The sequence below is a fragment of the Chryseobacterium sp. CBTAP 102 genome, assembly GCF_003201365.1.
GTDB classification, from domain to species: domain Bacteria; phylum Bacteroidota; class Bacteroidia; order Flavobacteriales; family Weeksellaceae; genus Chryseobacterium; species Chryseobacterium candidae.
This window is the reverse complement of record NZ_QICX01000001.1, coordinates 472,229-494,088: the sequence shown is the minus strand read 5'-3', so window position 1 is coordinate 494,088 and position 21,860 is coordinate 472,229. Positions and strand designations below refer to the sequence as shown.

The following is a 21,860-nucleotide window of genomic DNA, read 5'->3' as shown; positions in this document are numbered from 1 at the left end:
TAAATATAAATAGTTATTATGAAGAAACTAATTTTAGGAATGGCTATCGTGGCATCTGCTTTTGCTTTTGGGCAGAAAAAAGATGCCAATGCTCTGAATGCTCAGCTTCAGGAAGCTAATAAAGTGGCTATGGACGCATATAATGCAAAAAATTATGCAGCAGCAGCACCTAAGTTTATTGAAGTTTATGACTTATTAAAATCTAGCGGTCAGGACAATAAAATATACATGTATTATGCAGGGCTTAGTCATGCGTTAGCTAATAACACTGATCAGTCTATCAAAATATATACAGACCTTATCAATTCCGGTTTTACAGGAGTAGAAACTACTTATACTGCAAAAGAAAAGAAAAGTGGCCAGGTGGTAAATCTTGATAAAGCTACCTGGGAACTAATGAAAAAGAACCCGGATTATAGTGATTTTAAAACAGAACAGACTAAAAGTATAGAATCTGATTTGTATGAAACTTTGTCTTCATTACTTTTGAATGCAAAAAAACCAACCGAAGCTCTTACTATTATCGAAAAAGGTTTGGTTAAGTTTCCAAACAATGCTAAGCTTAAAGAAGCTCAGACTACAGCATATCTTCAGTCTGGAAATACAGATAAGTTCGTTTCCGGATTAAAAGAGCAGTTGGCTAAAAACCCTAACGATGCTACCAACTGGTATAACCTTGGGGTAATGCAGGCTAAAAACCCGGCTACTGTTAATGATGCTTTGGAAGCATTCAAAAAAGCTATCGAGCTGAAGCCCGATTTCTCTGATGCATATCAGAATTTAGTATATACTACTATTGGTGATGATGCTAAAGTAGTAGGAGAGATCAACGCATTAAGAAAAGACAAGCCAGATGAAGCTTCTAAGCTGATTGATGGAAGAAGAGAAAGATTCGGAAAAGCATTACCATATGCTGAAGGATGGTATAAAGCAAATCCAAAGAGTCTTGATGCGGTTACTGCGTTAAAAGAAATTTACATTGTAACTAAAAACATGGACAAAGTTAAAGAAATGAAAGCTAAAGAAGCTGAACTTACAGCTGCTGGAGCAAAATAATCATTTTGACAACAACAAATATGAAAACCGGAACAGGAATGTTCCGGTTTTTTTGTTTTTAAAAAAGTGTTGACTGAAGATCTTATCCGGATTGTATATTTCATGCAGGAGCTTTTAGATCTGTTATGATTTTGAATTAGATTCTATAAAAGTAACAGGTTTTAAAAACCTGTTACTTTTCGCCCTGCTATGCAGTTTCTGTCGAAAATTCTTCATGCCGGATTCAGGCATTTAAAATTTCTGTTTTTATAGAGATGAACCTTTAATTTCAACCTGAGAATTTCTCTGTAATTCCGTATCTTTGAGAAAAATTTTTATAAGATGATCGAGTGGAAAACCGCCAAGGAATACGAAGATATTACCTATAAAAAATCTAACGGAGTAGCAAGAATTGCTTTCAACAGACCTGAAGTGCGTAATGCTTTCAGACCTAAAACAACTTCAGAGTTATATGATGCTTTTTATGACGCCTATGAAGATCCTTCAATAGGGGTTGTATTGCTTTCAGGAGAAGGGCCGAGTCCTAAAGACGGAGGATGGGCATTCTGTAGTGGAGGAGATCAGAAAGCCAGAGGACACCAGGGATACGTAGGAGAAGACGGAAGACACCGTTTGAATATCCTTGAAGTTCAGCGCCTGATCCGTTTCATGCCGAAAGTGGTGATCGCAGTGGTTCCGGGATGGGCAGTTGGTGGAGGACACTCACTTCACGTAGTATGCGACCTTACTTTAGCAAGTGAAGAACATGCCATCTTCAAACAGACAGATGCCGATGTTACTAGTTTTGACGGCGGTTACGGTTCTGCTTATCTTGCCAAGATGGTAGGACAGAAAAAAGCCCGTGAGATTTTCTTTTTAGGAAGAAATTATTCCGCTCAGGAAGCTTTCGAAATGGGAATGGTCAATAAAGTAGTTCCTCATGCAGAATTAGAAGATACTGCTTACGAATGGGCGCAGGAAATATTAGCCAAATCCCCAACTTCTATCAGAATGCTGAAATTTGCCATGAACCTTACAGACGATGGTATGGTGGGGCAGCAGGTTTTCGCAGGAGAAGCAACCCGTCTTGCTTATATGACAGAAGAAGCTCAGGAAGGAAGAAATGCTTTTCTTGAAAAAAGAAAGCCCAACTTCGGAGAAGATCAATGGATATCTTAAAAATATAATTGATAATTGATGAATGATGATTGATATTATCATTTATCAATTATCGCTTATCAATGATAAAAATATGACGGATTGGATAAAGGCCGCAAGGCTAAGAACTTTACCGCTTTCCTTAAGCGGGATTATTATGGGGTCTTTCATTGCAAAATGGAGACTTTACGGAGAAGGCGGAACCTGGGATTGGAAGATTTTTGCGCTTGCCCTTTTGGTGACGCTTTTATACCAGATTTTATCAAACTATGCCAATGATTACGGTGATGGAGTAAAAGGAACAGATGCCAAAAGAATCAATGAAGCAGAAGCAAGAGCAGTAGCATCAGGAAAAATTACGGCAAAACAGATGAAAAATGCTGTGATTATTTTCGCTGCTTTATCTCTCATTGCTACCATTGCTTTATTGTATGTAGCTTTCATTCCAAACTATATGAATGAATTCTATATCTTCATAGGACTGGGAGTGGCAAGTATTCTGGCAGCTATTGGATATACAGTAGGTAAAAAACCTTATGGTTACCTGGGACTGGGAGATGTCTTTGTGTTTATCTTTTTTGGATTGGTCTCTGTATGCGGAAGCTATTTCTTATTTACGAAAACTTTCAGCTGGGATATATTGTTGCCCGGAACAGCTGTTGGAATGATGAGTATGGCTGTTCTTAACCTGAACAATATGAGAGATATCGAAAGTGATAGATTATCTGGAAAAAACAGCTTTGCATTGAGGATCGGATTCAAAAATGCAATGATCTATGAAATGGTTCTGTTGCAGCTTCCATTATTGCTTATTCTTGTGTTTTTAGGAATGAATGGTTTTATGCAGCAGCAAAACTATTACGTTTTCATCGTCATGATTCTGTTATTTCCACTATCAAAGCTAAGAAGAAAGATTCTATCTGTAAAAGAACCGAAAGAACTGGATCAATATTTAAAGCAGGTAGGAATCATGACATTTGTAATGGCGATTCTAACGGCAGCCGGACTTAATTTATTTAACTAATCCAAAGAACATGGGATTAATTTCAACTTAATTGAATATAAATTCCCATCGAAATAATAAATCAAAGAAAACACAGATGGCACGAATGCTTTCACAAATATCACTACTCTCTTTGTGTCGTTTGTGAAATTATTTGAGTCATTTGTGTTTAATAATAATTGAAACTAAATTTAAAATGAAAATACAATTCTTAGGGCAAAATTGTTTCCTGTTCACCTACAAGGACAAAACAATTCTGAGCGACCCTTTTTACAACTACAAGAAAGCAGAATCAGGTTTTGATATTGCTGCTCAAAAAATCGACTACATCCTGCTGACCCATGCTCATGGTGATCATATTGCCGATGTAGCAGAGGTGTTGCAGCATTATCCGGAAGCTACCATCATTGGAGTTCCTGAAGTATGCGGTTACTTCCAGCAGGCAAAAAATACAGATGATGTGAACTTAGGAGGATCGGCAAAAATCGACGATCTTAAAATTTCCATGGTTCCGGCCCATCATACAAGTTCTTTCCCGGATGGAAGCTACGGAGGCGTTCCTGTAGGGTATATCTTCAGACTTCCTGAAGGTAAAAACATCTATTTGGCAGGTGATACTGGTGTAATGGCAGATATGGAACTGTTCCCGAGACTATACGGAAACATTAATCTGTCTATTCTTCCCATCGGAAGCCATTATACAATGTGCCCCAGAAAAGCTTCTTTTGCAGCGGCAGAACTATTAAAAACACCGAAAGTAATCGGATGTCATTTTGATACTTTCCCTGCTATTGAAATTAACCATGAAAGTGCATTAAAGCATTTTGCAGATAAAAATGTAGAATTGGTTTTACCAAAATTAGGTGAGACTTTCGAATTTTAATCAATAACTGAACCGGAGGTAATCTGAAAATTAGAAAAATGAAAATGATGCGTAAGGTATTAAAAACAAAAAAAGATAATTATCAAATTACCTCTCTTCTTATTTTAAACCAAAAAAAAAATGGCAAGCTACCTAAATCACACCGCTACGACCGATTACCTTTGCTGCGTTCCCACCCTGGAGGATTCTCAGGAGCTGGTTGTTTAGGACTTGCCGTTGCAAAGGTAGGAATATTTTATAAACTTCAAAACTTTATTAAAGAAAATTAGTCGAAAAAATGCAGTGGTAAAGCTAAACGCCTGACATTTAGAGGGAAAATTTTTCAACTTTTTTCTAAAAATTTACATATGACGAAAAGTCCATCAACACTAGGAATTATACTTTTTATCGCTACAATGATCGTTTTCTTTGTAGTATATACTTTTTTCTCGGGAATCAATTACTTTGATATCTCTTTGAAAGCCAATGCTTTCGTTTTGCCGCTTTTATATGCCGGAGTTGCTTTCTGGTCTGTAAAATCGTTTTGGAACAACCATAGAGTGGTAAAATTCAAAGAAGCTTTTAAAAGAGCTTTCGTTCCGATGTTCATCGGAGGAATTCTTTCCATCTTCAGTATTTATGCTTTTTTAACTTTTGTAGATCCTGCAGCTAAAAGCCTGTTGAATTATCAATATGTTCAGAGACAAAAATCAGAACTGGATACAGAATACACTTCTGCCAGAAAAATTCTGAAGCATCAGAAGGATATTGATGAACTTGATCAGAAATACAAAGAGAGATTGCAAAGCTTCACTCCTGAAGCGGTTAAAGGAAAAGATATGCTTACCGCAAGTCATTTTTCAGGATATTTTGCAGCAATTCTTATATTTTACGTAGTTTTGTCGGTGTTTTTCGGAGCGTTTTTCAGAACAAGAACGATACATCAGCCCGAAGAAACAAATCAAGCCTAATTTTTATTAAAATTAAATGAATTTATCTATAGTTATTCCGTTACTGAACGAAGAAGACTCTCTGGAAGAGCTTTTTTCAAGAATTGATAAAGTATGCACAACCAGTAACTTATCTTATGAGATTTGGTTTGTAGACGATGGAAGTACGGATTTGTCGTGGAGTATTATTGAGAATATGAAAGTTCAGTATCCTCAGATCCACGCTATTAAATTTTCCAGAAATTATGGAAAATCACAGGCTCTTCATGCTGCTTTTGAAAGAACAAACGGTGATGTAGTGATTACAATGGATGCCGATTTACAGGATTTTCCTGAAGAAATTCCGGAGCTGTATAATATGGTAATTCATGATAATTATGATATCGTTTCCGGTTGGAAAAAGAAGCGTTTTGATAATGTAATGACGAAAAATATTCCGTCAAAACTATTCAATGCGGCAGCAAGAAAAGTTTCGGGAGTTTATCTTCACGATTTCAACTGTGGTCTGAAAGCTTATAAAAAACAGGTGGTAAAGTCTGTTGATGTGTACGGAGATATGCACCGTTATATTCCGGTACTGGCTGCCAATGCAGGTTTCAGAAGAATTACTGAAAAAGAAGTTCAGCACCAGGCAAGACCTTACGGAACTTCAAAATTCGGAACCGAAAGATTTATCAGAGGATTTCTGGATTTGATAACGCTTTGGTTTGTAAGCCGTTTTGGAGGTAGACCAATGCATTTCTTCGGAGCTGTAGGCACTTTAATGTTTATTGTGGGTTTTCTTTCAGCACTTTGGTTAGGAATTTCTAAACTGATTGATGTAGCAAGAGGAATCTACGGACATTTAATCACCAATAATCCCTGGTTTTATATTGCCTTAACCATGATGATTATGGGAAGCCTTCTGTTTGTCGCAGGATTCTTGGGAGAAATGATTATCAGAACCAACCGTGAGCATAAGAATTATAATATTGATGAAGTGATATAAAACAGAAAGTTATTCATTCAAAACAAAATGAAAATCAATCTGTTAGTATAAATAACCATTCGATGTATGACCATTCCCATCCTTTGGAGGGGTAGCAAAAATTCAAAGAATTTTTGACGGGGTGGTTAGCTGGATAATAATAACTTCAATCCCAATACAAAAAGCACTCTGCAAAAAACAGAGTGCTTTTTGTATTTTTGAACTTATCAGATTAAAAAGTAAAAGAAAAAGAGAATCGGAAACAGACTTTTTCTCAAAAGCCAGAAAATTGAAAATTATCAGGTATTTTATTGTCAAAAGACAAAGATTTTTAGAAATTTTAATCCTATTTTTGTTCAAAGTAATATTGAAAGTCCTGTGAGAGCAATGAAAAAACATTTCAGAGATTTTCAGTAAAGATCGTTACGATTGTAATGTAATATTTAAAAGTAAATATGAAAAAAGTTTTATACACATTGATGCTTGTGGCAGTGGTTTCCTGCGGGAAAGTTTCCCCAAAAGGAAATATTGAAAAGAAAGATGTGGATGTTTCGGAGTTCGTCAACCTTGATCTGGAAGGAAAATTCCGTGTATTTTATGCCAAAGGTCCAAAGAATTTTGTAGAAATAGAAACCTATCCGAATGTGGCAGGGAATCTTGATGTAGATGTAAAAGACAAAACACTTTTCATTAAAGAAAAAAGAGCTACAAAAGGAGTGGATTTTTATAACGTGACAATTTATTCCAAATATAATCTGGAAAAAGTAGCGGTTTCCGACTCTGTTGAAGTGAATATTTCAAGTGAGATCAAAACAGACAATTTCAGGCTTACTATGAAAAACAATGCAAGTTTCATGGGATCTGTAAACACCAGAAGAGCAGAATTGGAAATGCACAACAGAAGTCGCGCCAACTTTCTGGGATTGTCTAAAGATGCTGTTATAAAGATTTCAGATACAGCAAGTTTAATTGCTCCTTACTGGAAAATTACCAATCTGAATATTGATTCTAAAAACGGAAATTATGCAGAAGTCAATGTAAAAGATTCGTTAAAAGGACATATTCAGAATACTGCAAAATTTATCTATTACAACGACCCGATCAGGGCTTTTAAGATTGATAAGACGACGAAGGTTGAGAATAAGAAATTAGAGTAATTTGGGCTGGAAGTGGGAAGCTGGAAGCTGGGAGTGATGTTGGTTTTTCATACTTCTTGTTTTCAAGATTGAAAATTTTCTTCCAAATTTGAAAAATAAAAAACAGAAAAAATAAAACAAAGCCGGAATTTTGAAGCCGGGTAGGATATAACTTCCAGCCTCCCGCTTCCAACTTCCCGCTTAAAAAAGAATATGAGTTTTAAATTTGAAAAGTTAGTAATTTGGCAAAAATCTATGGATTTTGGAGAGTCTATTTTTAAATTGTCTCAAAAGTTTCCAAAAGATGAAATGTTTAATTTAACTTCACAAATAAGACGAGCTTGCGATTCGATTGCACTGAATATTTCTGAGGGATGTATTTTGCAGTCAAAATTAGAATTTAAAAAATTTTTGGGATATTCAATCCGATCTTTGGCAGAAACAGTAACCTGTTTATATAAAGCTAAAAATAGAGAATATATCATAGAAGAAGAATTTAATAAACTATATTCTGAAAGCTATAATCTTATGAACCAGATTATAGCTTTTAGGAATCAGATAAAAGAATAGATTTGTCTGGAAGAAAGAAGCTGGAAGCTGAGAGTAATGTTGGTTTTTCATACTTCTTGTTTTCAAGATTGAAAATTTTCTTCCAAATTTGAAAAATAAAAAATAGAAAAAATAAAACAAAGCCGGAATTTTGAAGCCGGGTAGGATATAACTTCCAGCCTCCCGCTTCCAACTTCCAGCTTAAAAAACTTAGACATAAATATGAATACACTAGAAAAAGCAAAACTTTGGTTAAGTGATACCTTCGATAAAGAAACGAGAGATGCCGTACAGGCTTTGATCAACAGCAATTCCCCTGATCTGGAAGATTCTTTCTACAGAGAACTGGAATTCGGTACAGGAGGTATGCGTGGGATAATGGGAGTAGGAACCAACCGCTTGAATAAATATACATTGGGACAAGCTACTCAAGGATTGGCTAATTATATGCTTCAGCAGTTCAAAGGAGAAGAGATTAAAGTGGCTATCGCTTATGATGTTCGTAATAACTCAAAAGAATTCGGAAAACTGGTAGCAGATGTTTTGACAGCTAACGGAATTAAAGTACTGCTTTTCAAAGATCACAGACCGACTCCGGAATTGTCTTTCACTGTTCGTGATAAAAAATGTAACGGAGGAATCGTGTTAACAGCTTCTCACAACCCGCCGGAATACAACGGTTACAAAGTATACTGGAATGACGGGGCGCAGATTGTTCCGCCTAATGATGAAGCCATTATCAATGAAGTATATTCCGTAAAATTTGAAGAAATTAAATTCAACGGAAATGATGATCTTATCGAGTGGATCGGAGAGGAGCAGGATGACGTGTATATTGATGCATGTATTGAAAACTCTACCTATCAGAATGTTGGAAAAGAAAACTTAAATATTGTTTTCACATCCATCCACGGAACAACGTATACCACTGTTCCTAAAGCTCTTGAAAAAGCAGGGTTCAAAAAGGTAGATCTTGTAAGAGAACAGATGATCCCGAGCGGGAATTTCCCTACCGTAGATTCTCCAAACCCGGAAGAGCCTGCAGCATTGGAAATGGCCATGGATCTGGCAAGAATCACCAATGCAGATATCGTTATCGGAACAGATCCGGATGGGGACAGATTAGGAATTGCAGTAAGAAATCTTGATGGCGAAATGCAGCTGTTGAATGGAAATCAAACCAATACCATTCTGACCTATTATATTCTGAACGAATGGAGAAAACAGGGAAGGATTACCGGAAAAGAGTTCATCGGTTCTACGATTGTAACTTCGGATATCTTCTTTGACATAGCCCAGAAATTCGGAGTAGAATGTAAAGTCGGTCTTACCGGATTCAAATGGATTGGAAAAATGATCCGTGAAGCAGAAGGAACACAGAAATTTGTATGTGGTGGTGAGGAAAGTTTCGGATTCATGACCGGAGATTTTGTTCGTGATAAAGACTCTTGCGGAAGTATTCTTTTAGCCTGCGAAATTGCTGCATGGTGCAAAGCCAACGGAAAAACGATGTATCAGTACATGATTGAGATCTATGAGGATCTTGGAATGTATTACGAAGGATTAATCAATATTGTAAGAAAAGGAAAAGAAGGAGCTGAAGAAATTCAGAACATGATGAAAAATTTCCGTGAAAATCCTCCAAAGGAACTGGCTGGCTCATTAGTAGAAGAAGTGAAAGACTTTAAAGAACAGACAAGTCTTACCATTTCTACGAATGAGAAAAAAGTAATGAATGATATTCCGAAGTCTAACGTTTTGATCTATTACACACAGGATGGAACAAAAGTATGCGTAAGACCTTCAGGAACAGAGCCAAAAATCAAGTTTTATGTTTCAGTGAAGGATTCCATTACTTCAGAAGCTGATTTCAGAGACAAATTAAAATCATTGGAAGCTAAAATAGGAGCCGTTAAAACAGATTTGAAACTGGATTAATTTCCCCGAAAACAGCAAATGATCAAAAAAATAATAGCAGTTTGCGTACTTTCTGCAGCTGTAGTTTCCTGTAAAAAGGAAACTGCAGTTTCAGAGACAAAACTTGAAAATGATTCGATTGCTACTACAGAAACCAAAGAAGATCAGTACAAACCGATAGATACAGCATGTTCTCCAGCTCATAAAACGGAGGATTATATCACATCACTTCAATGGTACCGTACAAAAATCGAAAAAGGAATGGCTGGAAACAGTCCGGAGCAGAATGACAAGGTATACGAAGATTATTTAAAAATAAGAGGAAAGTATACAGAATGTCTGATGAACCTGCATACTGATATTTTAGATAAATATGTGAATTATTATAACTATGATAAGGATCAGTACAACCTTCCGGATAATGTTAAAAAAATAGCCTCAGAACTGAAAAAAGAAGGCCTTGAGTTCCGGGAAGTAGGAGAAGGAATGACTGAAATCTGGACCATCCCGGGATATTATTCTTCACTTTTTAAGAATAAAGTAACTCCGGATTATGAAGCCTATATTTTACAGACTGATAAAGAAAGTGAATCCAATTATGCCGCTGATGCTGGATTAATAATTACCTGGGAACAGCTGGGAAACAGGCTGATGTTCTGGGAAAACTTTATGAACAAATATCCTAAGAGCAATCTTATAAAAGTTGTCAAACAGGATTATAAAATATATTTGTCTGATTATCTTTTGGGAATGGATAACACACCAACCTTTGAAAGAGACATGGACAAAGGAACCGGAAAATTAAACGATGAAAACAGAGCGGAATTCAACAGGATAATCAAAAAATATCCGAATTCCAATACGGCAAAAAAAGCAAAAGAAGCAATAACCCTTTTTGATGCACAAATGCCGGTAGATGAAATATATGAGAGGATCAATGGAGAACGATAATATAAATTTAAAATAAGAAAAAGTGAAAGTTTCAAAATTAGCAGCGAACCTGATCGGTTCTGAAATTGTAAAAATTGGTAACGAAGTAAATGATCTAAAAGCAAAAGGAGCAGAAATTGCCAATCTTACTATTGGTGATCTGAATTCTAATATCTATCCTATTCCGGCATTGCTGAAGGAAGAGATTCAGAAAGCATATCAGAATAATCTGACGAATTATCCGCCTGCAAATGGACTTTTATCTTTAAGAAAAGAAGTTTCCAAAGACCTTAAAAAAAGATGGGATCTTGATTACTCTCCAGATGATATTCTGATTACCGCAGGATCAAGACCTTTGATCTATGCCGTTTACAAAACAATCGTAGACGCAGGAGATAAAGTAGTTTATCCTACACCATCATGGAACAACAATCACTATGCTTATCTTACTTCAGCCAACGCTGTAGAAGTGAAAACAAAACCTGAAACTAACTTTCTTCCAACGGCAGATGATTTAAGACCGCATTTGGATGGAGCAGTATTATTGGCACTTTGTTCACCATTGAATCCTACGGGAACCATGTTTACAAGAGAACAACTTTCAGAAATCTGTGAATTGGTGATCGCTGAAAACAAAAAAAGAGGTGCAGACGAAAAACCGTTATACTTGATGTATGACCAGATTTACTCTTGCCTTACTTTCGGTGCTGAGCACGTAGATCCTGTTTCTCTTTTCCCTGAAATGAAAGACTACACGATCTATATTGATGGTATTTCAAAATGCCTTGCAGCAACCGGAGTGCGTGTAGGATGGGGATTCGGACCTTCTCATATTCTTGATAAAATGAAAGCGCTTCTTACGCATGTTGGAGCATGGGCACCAAAACCAGAGCAGGAAGCAACCGCTAAATTCTATGAAAATTCAGAGAACGTAGATACTTTTGTTGATGATTTTAAAGCGAAACTTGAAGAAAGTTTAAAAGTTCTTCACAACGGAGTTCAGCATTTAAAAGGAAAAGGGCTTGCTGTAGACAGTATTGAACCAATGGGAGCGCTTTATCTTACTATTAAATTAGACTATATCGGAAAAACAAAACCAGATGGAGCAGTCATTGAAAACTCTTCAGATCTGGTATTCTACTTGATTAATGAAGCAGGAGTGGCTTTAGTACCATTCTCAGCCTTCGGAGAAGAAAAATCTGAACCTTGGTTCCGTGCTTCTGTAGGAGGATTGGCTGTAGATGAGATCAAAGTAATGCTTCCAAAACTGGAAAGTGCTTTGAACAAATTAAAGTAATCTTTACTTAGAATATAAATGTTTCGGCTCTGTCCGGCATGACATCGTTAAAATAAACCAATAGTATTGACTGTGTCACGCTGAGCGGAGTCGAAGCGTTTTTACATACCTTATACAGCCATGAAACTTCCGCGAAAATCTTTTCTTAAAACAAAATATGTGTTTTTTTCAACGTTGGCAATCATCATAGTAGTGATTCTCAGCGTTTGGTTTTCAGGAAAAGCAGATCATCGTTCACTATTTCAGAATTCAATCTTGTCAACTTCTGTTTTGGCTGGGGCATTTTTCCTGTTTATCAGTATAGGACTCTATTCTGGGTTAAAATTAAAAGATAATGTAGGAAATATTTTAAACCAGGAAAGAATACAAAGATATGCAGATAAAATGCCAAAATTTGATGGTTTTGAGTTTGATCCACCAGCAATTGGTGATGGAATAGGAGGTGTTATTTTATCAATTCTTTTATGGATTGTAATTTCAATTCTACTTATTTTTCTTTCCTATTTTTTCGGTCTTTTCTTTTGGTCTGCTGTATTATTATTAGGAGCTATTCTGTATTGGATTTTTTTCAGAGCTTTGAGATTGGTTTTCAAAAACTCCGGAAAATGTAAGGGGGATTTGCTAAAAAGTTTCGGATTCGGATTTTTTTATTCTTTTCTCTATATCTCCTGGATGTATGGAATTATTTTTCTGATCAAATATTTGAATTGAAGTTACATTTACTTCTCAAAAAATTAAATAAATATTAAAAGTTAAATAATTACTTTTTCTACACCCAGTTAGGAATTATCTTTGAGGTTTTTACACACCTGAATATAATAAGTCGAAAATTATACGATGAAAAAACTGAGATTTCTATTCTTGCCAGTTTCAATACTGGTATGCTCACAAGAGGTTGATACTCTGAAGGTACAAGAACCTGCTAAGGAAGTTAAGCTTCCAAAAGTACAAACTTATACTTTAAAAGACGGATCTGTCCGAACATATCCGAAACCTAAACTTCTGGACTTTGTAACCAAATTACCCAGAAACTTTATCAATACCAATAAAGATTTTGTAGCAAAAGATCACGCTTACTATCTGGGAGGAGCTGTTGCATCGACTTTGATTCTCATACCATTTGACCAGAAACTGATTGACAATTCAAGAGAACTGGCAGAAAGATGGGGAATGGATAAGGATAACAATTATCACAAACTGGGAGGTGTTTTTAAAATTCCTAAAGACATTGGATCTACCCTGTACCTGATAGGAAATGGTTCTACATTAGTATTGTTAGGAATTGGTTTCGGAACCTATGGACTGATAAAAGATGATTACAGAGCCCAGGCTACCGCCAGTGGTTTAATGGAAAGCTTAATTCTTTCAGGAGTTTTTACCCAAACCCTTAAAAGAATTACCGGAAGAGAAAGCCCTTTTATTGCTGAAGAATATGGCCATAAAGGAGGGGCGTGGAATCCGTTTCCAAGCTTTTCGGCATTCAGCAAAAATACTTCGAATTATGATGCAATGCCATCAGGGCATTTAACCACCTTTATGGCTGGGATTACAGTAATTGCAGATAATTATCCGGATGCAAAATGGATAAAACCGGTAGGATATACCTTAGCCGGAGCGTTATGCTTTCAAATGATGCAGAGTAAGGTTCACTGGGCTTCAGACTACCCTCTGGCTTTATTAATGGGATATTTTATAGGAAAAACCATCTCAAAAAGCAGATACACATCATCAGAAGGAACAATCGGAAAAACAAAGTATAATCTCAACTTTATAGCATCCCGCCAATGGGAATACAATATGGTAGGTGTAAAACTCTCTTTTTAAACTGCTGAAATCTCTGTTTTTTTGAGTAAATAAGATACTTTTCACTACATTTGATCTCAGGATAAAAGGATTTTCGGATTTTTATAATTACCGGAATGAAACCTGCTGATTTTAAAAGAATTACTTAATATCGTATTGAATGAAAATAATCGCTGTTATCCCTGCCCGTTACGAAGCAAGCCGTTTTCCGGGGAAATTAATGCAGATTTTAGGAGAAAAAACAGTTATTACCACTACCTATCAGAATGTAGTGGAAACCGGACTGTTTGATGAAGTGTTTGTCGCCACAGACTCAGAAATTATTTTTGATGAAATTGTAAAAAACAACGGAAAAGCCGTGATGACAGGGCAGCACGAGACGGGAAGCGACCGTATTGCTGAAGCAGTACAGACTATAGACTGTGACATCGTGATCAATGTTCAGGGAGATGAACCTTTCCTTAAGCTCGAACCTTTACAGCAGCTGATTGAAGTTTTCAGAAATGACAACCAACAGGAAATATCTTTAGCTTCTTTGAAAATACAACTGCATGAAAAAGAAGAAATTGAAAACCCGAATAATGTAAAAGTGATTACTGATAATAATGATTTCGCTTTATATTTTAGCCGCTCCGTAATTCCTTTCCACAGAGAGATTTCTTATGATGTAAGCTATTTCAAGCATATTGGAGTATATGCGTTCAGAAAAGAAGCTTTATTACAGTTTTCAAAGCTGGCTATGAAACCATTGGAAATTTCCGAAAAGATTGAATGCATCCGCTATCTTGAATATGGAATGAAAATCAAAATGATAGAAACCAATTTCGTAGGAGTTGGTATTGATACTCCGGAAGATCTTGAAAAAGCACGGAAACTGATCTGAAATTAGCAAATTGACCTTTATCATTTTGCCTTTTTGCAATTTTACATAAATCCCCCTATATTTGAATTTATAAATAAAATTAATGAAGAAGTTACTATTAGTATTTGGACTGATATTTTCGCATGTGATATTCGGACAGACCGCAAAGGAAATTATTGATAAGAACATTGAATTATCCGGAGGATTAACCAATTGGAAATTGTTAAACTCAGTATTGCTTCAGGGAAAAGTAATATTGGGAATCAAAGATGAATATCCGATCAGAATTTTCCAGCAACGTCCAAACCTTACTAAGACATTGATTACTACAGGCGGAAAAGAAACCGCAATTGAAGGTTTTGACGGTACGAAAGGGTATGCCATGAATTATGCAGCCAACAAGCTTCAGGAGTATCCTGAATATGTACCGGAAAGCTTTGATAATGACTTCATTGATTGGGAAAACAAAGGGTTTGATGCCAGATATCTCGGAAAAGAAAAAGTAGGAGAGATCTACTGCCATAAGGTAGAGCTTACCAAAAATGTGAATAAGAATATGTATTATTTTGATACAAAAACTTATATGCTGATCAAAGAAGTGAAAAAAGATGAAACGCTGATCTATTCTGATTTTAGAAAAGTTGGAAACATAATAATGCCTTTCAGAATTGAATCTTCAAGTGCTAAAAAAGACGGAGATTATGTGATGTTATTAAACAGAGTAGACATCAATAAAGTATTCCCCGCTAATATTTTTAAGTTTTAACTCAACTGCAGTTCTCTGCACAAAATTATAAGAAATGAAAAAGATTTTTTTAATGCTGCTTTCTTTCATGGCATTCCTGCAAAGCTGCAACAACCAAAAAAGTGAAATTTCTAAAGCTAAAACCACAGAACTTATGGGAAAAACAATATATGACTTCAAAGTAGAAGGTCTTGATGGCAAAGAAATCAATTTTGAAGATTTCAAAGGGAAGAAAATCCTGATTGTCAATACGGCTTCAGAATGTGGATTTACCCCACAGTATGCAGATCTTGAAAAGGTATATGAACAATATAAAGATAAATTGGTAGTGATAGGATTTCCTGCTAATAATTTCGGTGGACAGGAACCTGGAACCAACACCGAAATTGGGGCTTTCTGTCAGAAAAATTATGGAGTAACATTCCCAATGGCCGCTAAAGTTTCTGTAAAAGGAGATGATACCGCACCCATCTTTAAATATCTTACTGAAAAGGAGTTGAACGGAGTAAAAAATACAAGCATCCTTTGGAACTTCACCAAATTCCTGGTGGACGAAAACGGAAAACTGATTGATTCTTTTGTAAGTACTACAAAGCCTACTGACGAGGCTATTACAAAGTATCTGAAATAAGATAAAGTTATAAAAACAACACTTCGACTCTGCTCAGTGTGACAGCTTAGAAAATACAGAAAGTATTAGAAATGTCACGCTGAGCGGAGTCGAAGCGTTTTTATCATTCAAGTTGTCAAATTCTAGTCATTAATTTTCTCTGCAAAACAGAAAATATTCCCCAGTTTGATACTGGAATAGCCATTGCTTTTTATTTTCGAAGAATTGATCATGGCCTTTGCCAGAATATCCGTCGGCAGTGGTTTTTGACTTTCTAATAACCCCAGTTTATTAGCAAATTTGATAATACGGCTTCCCAAAACTTCCCCGGTTCTTTCAGAGTCTTTTCGTTCAAGCATTCCAGGTTTAAAAATAGTGATCTTATTAAAATGTAACTGTTTTACAGCTTCTTCCAGTTCACCTTTCATTTTGGAATAAAAAATCTTAGACTGTGGATTCGCACCATAAGCCGATACCAGAATATAATCTTCCACTTCATTATCTTTCGCTGCTTTCGCAAATTGATATTGGTAGTCAAAATCTACTTTCTTCTGGGCCTCTTTGCTTCCGGCATCCTTTAAAGTGGTTCCCAGGCACGAAAATGCCACGTCTCCCTTCACCATCTCTTTCCACTCCTCTGGTTTTTCAAAATTTACCACATGAACTTTTAGCTTATCATTTTGAATATCAACAGGCTTTCTGACAAAAATATCCACTTCATCAAATTCTTTATCATTCAATAACTGATTGACAAGATCTTTTCCTGTGGCACCTGTAGCACCTATTACCAGAGCTTTCATAATAATTGTGGTTTTGTGAGATTATTTCTTTCTTAAATTTACTAAATTTGAATCAAAGATTAAAGAATTATCTCAGATATGATTTAATCATTACCCATTACTGATCACTCATTATTTATATTTGATATGGATGCCAACGAAATTTTAGATTACTGTCTTGCCAAAAAAGGAGTTACGGAAAGTTTTCCGTTTGATAATGAAACTCTTGTGATGAAAGTAGACACCAAAATGTTTTTACTGATGGGACTTGAGAGACAACCGTTGGCTATTAATGTAAAAACAGATCCTGAATGGAGCGCAGAGCTTAGAGAGCAATATCCTCAGATTACAGGTGCCTATCACATGAATAAAACCCACTGGAATTCTGTAACTGTAGATGGATTGAAAAGAGATCTGATCTTTAAACTCATTGATCAATCCTATGATCTGGTTTTTAAATCCCTGACTAAAAAAGCTCAGAATGAAGTAAATTCTTTATAGTAAATAAAATAAATTGAGGTACGGAATTTGTTATCTATTACCGGTGAAATAATATACTTAACATTAATAAAATAAATAACAAATGAGAAACCACCTTTTATTATTCTTAGCAGCGGGCACAATAGTGCTGTCAGGCTGCACTAAACCACAAAACAAAAGTACTGCTGAAAAAGCCGTTCCGGCTGCTTCAACATCTGAAGTTTCTTCTTCCGAAACTCTTACATTAGAATTTACAGGGACAGATAATTTTAATATCAAAAATCCAAAGTTAAAGGTAAGTTTATATGCCCATGATCCCCTTTTAGCTGATGCTCCAGCTACATTAATTACAGAAAAAGAGTATGAGCAAACATCCGTTCCTTTTACTATTGATCTTCCCGTACCTAAAGATGCTGCCAGCCGTATTAATCCCAAAGCAGCCGGAGATATGAAATATTACGTCTCAATAGAATGGGACTCTGACGGCAATGGTAAAGCAGGTGAAAAAAGAGATATCTACATAGACCACGATAAAGAATTTCCCAATGTTAAATTAAACGGTGAACCACAAAAAGTCTATCTAAAAATATTAAAATAATCAAAAAGGCTATTCAGAAATGAATAGCCTGTATTTTAAAAATTGAAATTTTCTGTTATTTTTTTATCCTCATCCAGTCTTTCAATTAACTTGTCAAGACCTTCAAATTTGATTTCATCATGAAGAAAATCCCTGAAACTTACCGTAATCTTTTCATGATAAATATCATCATCAAAATCAAGGATATAAACCTCCACAGTTAGTTTTTCTCCATTTACCGTGGGATTGGTTCCAATGCTCAGCATACCTTTATATTGATTGTCCTTTACAAATACTTCAACAATATAAGCTCCTTTTTTAGGCAATAGCTTAATCGATTCACTATCAATATTGGCTGTTGGATATCCAATGGTTCTCCCAATCTTTTTCCCATGAACTACAGTTCCGGAAACAGAGTAGGAGTATCCCAACATTTCGTTGGCCTCTTTAATATTTCCTGCTAAAAGTGCATTACGTACTTTCGTGGAACTGATATTATTTTCATGAATATTGATCGCTTCCATTTGCTCTACTTCAAAATCGAGTTCTTTTGATAATTTCTGAAGAAGCTCAAAATTTCCGCTTTTATTTTTTCCGAAAGAATGGTCGTATCCAATAATAAGGTACTTTACATTCAGTTTATCAACTAAAATCTGACGTACAAATTCTTCTCCGGTCAGATTTCTGAATTCTTCATCAAATTCTTTCAGGAAAAGATTATCAATGCCATATCTCTCAACCAGCTGTTTCTTTTCCTCTAATGTATTCAGAAGTTTTAAATCTTCGTTAGGATTAAAAACAAATCTTGGATGCGGCCAGAAAGTAAGGATTGCAGTTTCCAGATTGTTTTCTGTCCCTATTTTAGCAAGTTCATCGATAATACTCTTGTGCCCGAGATGTACCCCATCAAACATTCCTAAAGACAATGCTAAAGGCTTCTGTGAGGAATAATCTGTAAAATTCTTGAAAACTTTCAAAACGGAAAAATTTTGATTGCAAATATAAAACCTTTATTTTTAATGTAACGGCGGGAAAGTGAAAATTTGAAAATGAAAAATTCTGAAAATAATTTACATTATATTATATGATAATAGCGACAAATTAATGAATTGCAGATTTGCTGTTAAATATAATGATAAATATTGAATTTTATCCATTAAACAATAAACTCATTCGTCTCTTGAAAAGCATGATAAAAATCTTTTTTTTACCAATTGCGGGTTTATGAAGAATCACTATATTTGCACCAAGAAAAAATTTAGCAATGGCAAACCAAATTAAAGGTAAAATTTCTCAAATTATTGGTCCGGTAATCGACGTTGTCTTCACAGATGTGGAAGCTGTTCCAGCAATCTATGACGCGTTAGAGATTACAAAAGAAAACGGTGAAAAAGTAGTTTTAGAGGTAGAACAACATATTGGCGAAGATACAGTAAGATGTATCGCAATGGACGCTACTGACGGTCTTAAAAGAGGGCAGGACGTAATTGGATACGGAAATCCTATTATGATGCCTATCGGAGAGGCTGTAAACGGAAGACTATTCAACGTTGTTGGTGATGCTATCGATGGACTTCAAGATATTTCTAAGGATGGTGGTCTTCCAATTCACAGACCAGCTCCAAAATTTGATCAATTATCAACTTCAGCAGAAGTTTTATTTACAGGTATTAAAGTAATCGACCTGGTTGAGCCTTACGCAAAAGGAGGTAAAATTGGATTGTTCGGTGGTGCCGGTGTAGGTAAAACAGTATTGATTCAGGAGTTGATTAACAATATTGCAAAAGGACACGGAGGTCTTTCTGTATTCGCCGGAGTAGGTGAAAGAACGAGAGAAGGAAATGACCTTTTGAGAGAGATGTTGGAATCAGGTATTATCAAGTATGGTGATGATTTCATGCACTCTATGGAAAACGGAGGTTGGGATCTTTCTAAAGTAGACTTAGAAGCTATGAAAGATTCAAAAGCTGCATTCGTTTTCGGACAGATGAACGAGCCGCCAGGTGCAAGAGCCAGAGTAGCACTTTCTGGTCTTACATTGGCTGAGTACTACAGAGACGGTGGAGAAAGCGGACAAGGTAGAGACGTACTTTTCTTCGTAGACAACATCTTCCGTTTTACACAGGCTGGTTCTGAGGTATCTGCACTTCTTGGTCGTATGCCATCAGCGGTAGGTTACCAACCAACCCTTGCTTCTGAAATGGGTGCGATGCAGGAAAGAATTACTTCCACTAAAAACGGTTCAATTACTTCAGTACAGGCGGTATACGTACCTGCGGATGACTTAACTGACCCGGCTCCTGCAACTACGTTTGCTCACTTGGATGCAACTACGGTACTTGACAGAAAGATTGCGTCATTAGGTATCTATCCAGCGGTAGATCCACTTTCTTCTACTTCCAGAATCCTAAACCCTGAAATTCTAGGTAATGATCACTACAACTGTGCTCAAAGAGTAAAAGAAATCCTTCAAAGATATAAAGCACTTCAGGATATCATTGCGATCCTTGGTATGGAAGAACTTTCTGAAGAAGATAAAGCTGTTGTATACCGTGCTAGAAAAGTTCAGAGATTCTTATCTCAGCCTTTCCACGTAGCGGAGCAGTTTACAGGTATTCCAGGATCATTGGTAGACATCAAAGATACTATCAAAGGATTTAATATGATTATGGACGGTGAATTAGATCACTTACCAGAAGCAGCTTTCAACCTGAAAGGAACCATCGAAGAAGCTATCGAAGCTGGACAAAAAATGTTAGCTGAAAACGCATAAATTATTAACAATTTGAGATTTGAAATTTGAGATTCGGTAAGTAATTTCAAATTTCAAACATCAAATTTCAAATTTGTTTCTATGAATATAAAAATTTTAACACCAGAATACGTAGTTTTTGAAGGAGAAGTAGACTCAGTATTACTGCCTGGAAAAAATGGTGAATTCCACATCATGAAAAACCACGCAGGAATTGTTTCTTCTTTAATCGGAGGTGATGTAAAGCTTTTTGCTAATTCTATTGATGAGGCTTATGCTAAAAACTTCACTAAAGAAACCGGAAAAGACTCTGTTTTTGCTTATGCTATCAAAAGCGGTGTTGTAGAATTTAATCATAATAAAGGAATTATCCTTTGTGAATAATTAAATGAAAAGCTAAATATATTTTCAAGAAAGTGTAACTTTGTGTTACACTTTTTTTATTTGTAAAAGTCTGATTGTATGAAGAGAGGCATAATCATATTATTTACAGTTCTGGGTGTTTTCCTGCATGCTCAGAATATCAAAACCAAAAGAGGAATTATTAATCTTGACGGTGTTCCGGTAGCTAAAATATCCAGTAAATCCAGCGAATATACGTTTATGGATCTGAAGGAGACCCCGATGTATACTATAAAATTCATTGACAAAAGCATCGTTGATTCTGTTCGCGACAGCTATATCAGTGTCAACAGAGTATATAACAGGGATAAAACCATCGAAATTGATTATTCATCACCTTCTGCATTTTCCGGAGAAGAAAAATCTGCAGTCTTTACATCAGTTAAGGACCTTAAAATAATTGATAACAAAGGGATCAATGTCAAAAATCTTGATGAACTTTTCTCCAATGTACCCAAGAGAAAACTGGATACTAAAACAAAAGATGCTTATGCCATCCGAAAGAAAATAGACAAGATGAATATTGAGGTCAATAAAGTAGGAGAGATCCTTAGTAATGGTGTTCCTGTAGGGTATTTTACCAATTTGCCGGTAAGTTTCGGTTCAGAAGATACCATCATGGATAAGACCTCTATAGATATTGAGATCTATGACGCCAAAAGTAAACTTATAGGAAGATATATCACCACAACAAAACAGCTGAAAACAGCAGGAGGAAAATCTTTTACCCTATACAAGGAAATGTCCGGCAGAGCTTCTATCTTAAAATTTCCAACCTATAAAGCACTGGCTGAGCGCATGGCAATTATGGATCCCAATTTTATTAAAATACAGGAGAAAGTGTCGGTGGGTACTGTAACAAAAGAGACTTCTAATTAATTATTTATTAGAAAAAATAGACTTTTTATATCAATAGAGACGGGCTTTAGCCCGTTTTTTTATAGATAAAATTCATCTGGCTTTAGGAGCCAAAACTTATAAGAATTTTGATGCATATCTTTTGTGAGATCGTATGATCCTTTCAAAAATCCCTGATAAAAAAACGA

The 21,860-nt window shown here is 35.8% G+C and carries 23 protein-coding genes and 1 other RNA gene; 21 read left to right on the top strand and 3 right to left on the bottom strand.

What is annotated here, in order from left to right; genetic code table 11:
- Nucleotides 1-18 precede the first annotated feature (18 nt).
- From C8D70_RS02265 to C8D70_RS02250, 4 genes are all read left to right on the top strand, one after another.
- Nucleotides 19-1,056 carry a tetratricopeptide repeat protein gene (locus tag C8D70_RS02265; protein ID WP_076594612.1) on the top strand — a complete coding sequence of 346 codons (1,038 nt, stop codon included), beginning with the start codon at nt 19-21 and terminating at the stop codon, nt 1,054-1,056.
- Nucleotides 1,057-1,377: 321 nt separating this feature from the next.
- Nucleotides 1,378-2,214 (top strand): 1,4-dihydroxy-2-naphthoyl-CoA synthase, encoded by an 837-nt coding sequence (locus tag C8D70_RS02260; RefSeq protein ID WP_034697698.1) that lies wholly within the window; start codon nt 1,378-1,380, stop codon nt 2,212-2,214.
- Nucleotides 2,215-2,287: 73 nt separating this feature from the next.
- On the top strand, nt 2,288-3,217 hold the full coding sequence (menA, locus tag C8D70_RS02255; protein WP_110366380.1) for a 1,4-dihydroxy-2-naphthoate octaprenyltransferase: 930 nt from the start codon (nt 2,288-2,290) through the stop codon (nt 3,215-3,217).
- A 175-nt stretch (nt 3,218-3,392) separates the two neighbouring features.
- Nucleotides 3,393-4,079, top strand: coding sequence for a metal-dependent hydrolase (locus tag C8D70_RS02250; protein ID WP_110366252.1), 687 nt, complete (start codon nt 3,393-3,395; stop codon nt 4,077-4,079).
- Nucleotides 4,080-4,197: 118 nt separating this feature from the next.
- Here the strand turns inward: C8D70_RS02250 and ffs are convergent.
- An RNA gene (gene ffs / locus C8D70_RS02245) (signal recognition particle sRNA small type) lies at nt 4,198-4,295 on the bottom strand.
- A 131-nt stretch (nt 4,296-4,426) separates the two neighbouring features.
- Between ffs and C8D70_RS02240 the strand changes: the two genes are divergently transcribed.
- The 12 genes from C8D70_RS02240 to C8D70_RS02175 all read left to right on the top strand — a co-directional run bounded on the left by C8D70_RS02240 (nt 4,427) and on the right by C8D70_RS02175 (nt 15,845).
- On the top strand, nt 4,427-5,029 hold the full coding sequence (locus C8D70_RS02240; protein ID WP_034697710.1) for a DUF4199 domain-containing protein: 603 nt from the start codon (nt 4,427-4,429) through the stop codon (nt 5,027-5,029).
- Between the two features lie 16 nt (nt 5,030-5,045).
- Complete coding sequence (locus C8D70_RS02235) at nt 5,046-5,996, top strand: glycosyltransferase family 2 protein (protein WP_076594614.1); 951 nt, start codon at nt 5,046-5,048, stop codon at nt 5,994-5,996.
- 434 nt (nt 5,997-6,430) lie between these two features.
- Complete coding sequence (locus C8D70_RS02225) at nt 6,431-7,132, top strand: GIN domain-containing protein (protein ID WP_076594616.1); 702 nt, start codon at nt 6,431-6,433, stop codon at nt 7,130-7,132.
- A gap of 192 nt (nt 7,133-7,324) precedes the next feature.
- Nucleotides 7,325-7,681, top strand: a complete 357-nt coding sequence (locus C8D70_RS02220) for a four helix bundle protein (RefSeq protein ID WP_110366250.1) — start codon at nt 7,325-7,327, stop codon at nt 7,679-7,681.
- Between the two features lie 201 nt (nt 7,682-7,882).
- Entirely contained in the window at nt 7,883-9,598 is a 1,716-nt protein-coding gene (locus tag C8D70_RS02210; RefSeq protein ID WP_076594617.1) for a phospho-sugar mutase, read from the top strand.
- A gap of 18 nt (nt 9,599-9,616) precedes the next feature.
- Complete coding sequence (locus C8D70_RS02205) at nt 9,617-10,528, top strand: hypothetical protein (RefSeq protein ID WP_110366248.1); 912 nt, start codon at nt 9,617-9,619, stop codon at nt 10,526-10,528.
- A 22-nt stretch (nt 10,529-10,550) separates the two neighbouring features.
- On the top strand, nt 10,551-11,804 hold the full coding sequence (locus C8D70_RS02200) for a pyridoxal phosphate-dependent aminotransferase (RefSeq protein WP_076594619.1): 1,254 nt from the start codon (nt 10,551-10,553) through the stop codon (nt 11,802-11,804).
- A 159-nt stretch (nt 11,805-11,963) separates the two neighbouring features.
- Nucleotides 11,964-12,515, top strand: a complete 552-nt coding sequence (locus C8D70_RS02195; RefSeq protein ID WP_136522319.1) for a hypothetical protein — start codon at nt 11,964-11,966, stop codon at nt 12,513-12,515.
- Nucleotides 12,516-12,641: 126 nt separating this feature from the next.
- Nucleotides 12,642-13,628 (top strand): phosphatase PAP2 family protein, encoded by a 987-nt coding sequence (locus C8D70_RS02190; RefSeq protein WP_076594621.1) that lies wholly within the window; start codon nt 12,642-12,644, stop codon nt 13,626-13,628.
- A gap of 139 nt (nt 13,629-13,767) precedes the next feature.
- Nucleotides 13,768-14,490 (top strand): 3-deoxy-manno-octulosonate cytidylyltransferase, encoded by a 723-nt coding sequence (kdsB, locus tag C8D70_RS02185; protein ID WP_076594622.1) that lies wholly within the window; start codon nt 13,768-13,770, stop codon nt 14,488-14,490.
- Between the two features lie 82 nt (nt 14,491-14,572).
- Entirely contained in the window at nt 14,573-15,235 is a 663-nt protein-coding gene (locus C8D70_RS02180; RefSeq protein ID WP_110366247.1) for a histidine kinase, read from the top strand.
- 34 nt (nt 15,236-15,269) lie between these two features.
- A complete protein-coding gene (locus C8D70_RS02175) occupies nt 15,270-15,845 on the top strand; it encodes a glutathione peroxidase (RefSeq protein WP_076594624.1) in 576 nt (191 codons plus the stop codon).
- Between the two features lie 122 nt (nt 15,846-15,967).
- Here the strand turns inward: C8D70_RS02175 and C8D70_RS02170 are convergent, their stop codons facing one another.
- The gene (locus C8D70_RS02170; RefSeq protein WP_110366246.1) at nt 15,968-16,624 is read right to left on the bottom strand and encodes an NAD(P)H-binding protein; all 657 of its coding nucleotides are present in this window, start codon (nt 16,622-16,624) and stop codon (nt 15,968-15,970) included.
- A gap of 126 nt (nt 16,625-16,750) precedes the next feature.
- Between C8D70_RS02170 and C8D70_RS02165 the strand changes: the two genes are divergently transcribed.
- Both C8D70_RS02165 and C8D70_RS02160 read left to right on the top strand, forming a co-directional pair.
- On the top strand, nt 16,751-17,104 hold the full coding sequence (locus C8D70_RS02165; protein WP_047433219.1) for an MmcQ/YjbR family DNA-binding protein: 354 nt from the start codon (nt 16,751-16,753) through the stop codon (nt 17,102-17,104).
- A gap of 82 nt (nt 17,105-17,186) precedes the next feature.
- Nucleotides 17,187-17,681, top strand: coding sequence for a hypothetical protein (locus tag C8D70_RS02160; RefSeq protein WP_110366245.1), 495 nt, complete (start codon nt 17,187-17,189; stop codon nt 17,679-17,681).
- A gap of 35 nt (nt 17,682-17,716) precedes the next feature.
- Here the strand turns inward: C8D70_RS02160 and C8D70_RS02155 are convergent, their stop codons facing one another.
- Nucleotides 17,717-18,637: a bifunctional riboflavin kinase/FAD synthetase gene (locus tag C8D70_RS02155; protein WP_076594628.1), complete on the bottom strand. Its 921-nt coding sequence runs from the start codon at nt 18,635-18,637 to the stop codon at nt 17,717-17,719.
- A gap of 287 nt (nt 18,638-18,924) precedes the next feature.
- On the opposite strand from C8D70_RS02155, the gene atpD reads away from it, so the two are divergent.
- The 3 genes from atpD (at nt 18,925) to C8D70_RS02140 (ending at nt 21,693) form a co-directional block, all read left to right on the top strand.
- Nucleotides 18,925-20,433, top strand: a complete 1,509-nt coding sequence (atpD, locus tag C8D70_RS02150; RefSeq protein ID WP_034697748.1) for a F0F1 ATP synthase subunit beta — start codon at nt 18,925-18,927, stop codon at nt 20,431-20,433.
- An 81-nt stretch (nt 20,434-20,514) separates the two neighbouring features.
- Complete coding sequence (locus tag C8D70_RS02145; protein WP_034697749.1) at nt 20,515-20,796, top strand: FoF1 ATP synthase subunit delta/epsilon; 282 nt, start codon at nt 20,515-20,517, stop codon at nt 20,794-20,796.
- A 78-nt stretch (nt 20,797-20,874) separates the two neighbouring features.
- Complete coding sequence (locus tag C8D70_RS02140; RefSeq protein WP_076594629.1) at nt 20,875-21,693, top strand: hypothetical protein; 819 nt, start codon at nt 20,875-20,877, stop codon at nt 21,691-21,693.
- The last annotated feature ends 167 nt before the right edge of the window (nt 21,694-21,860 follow it).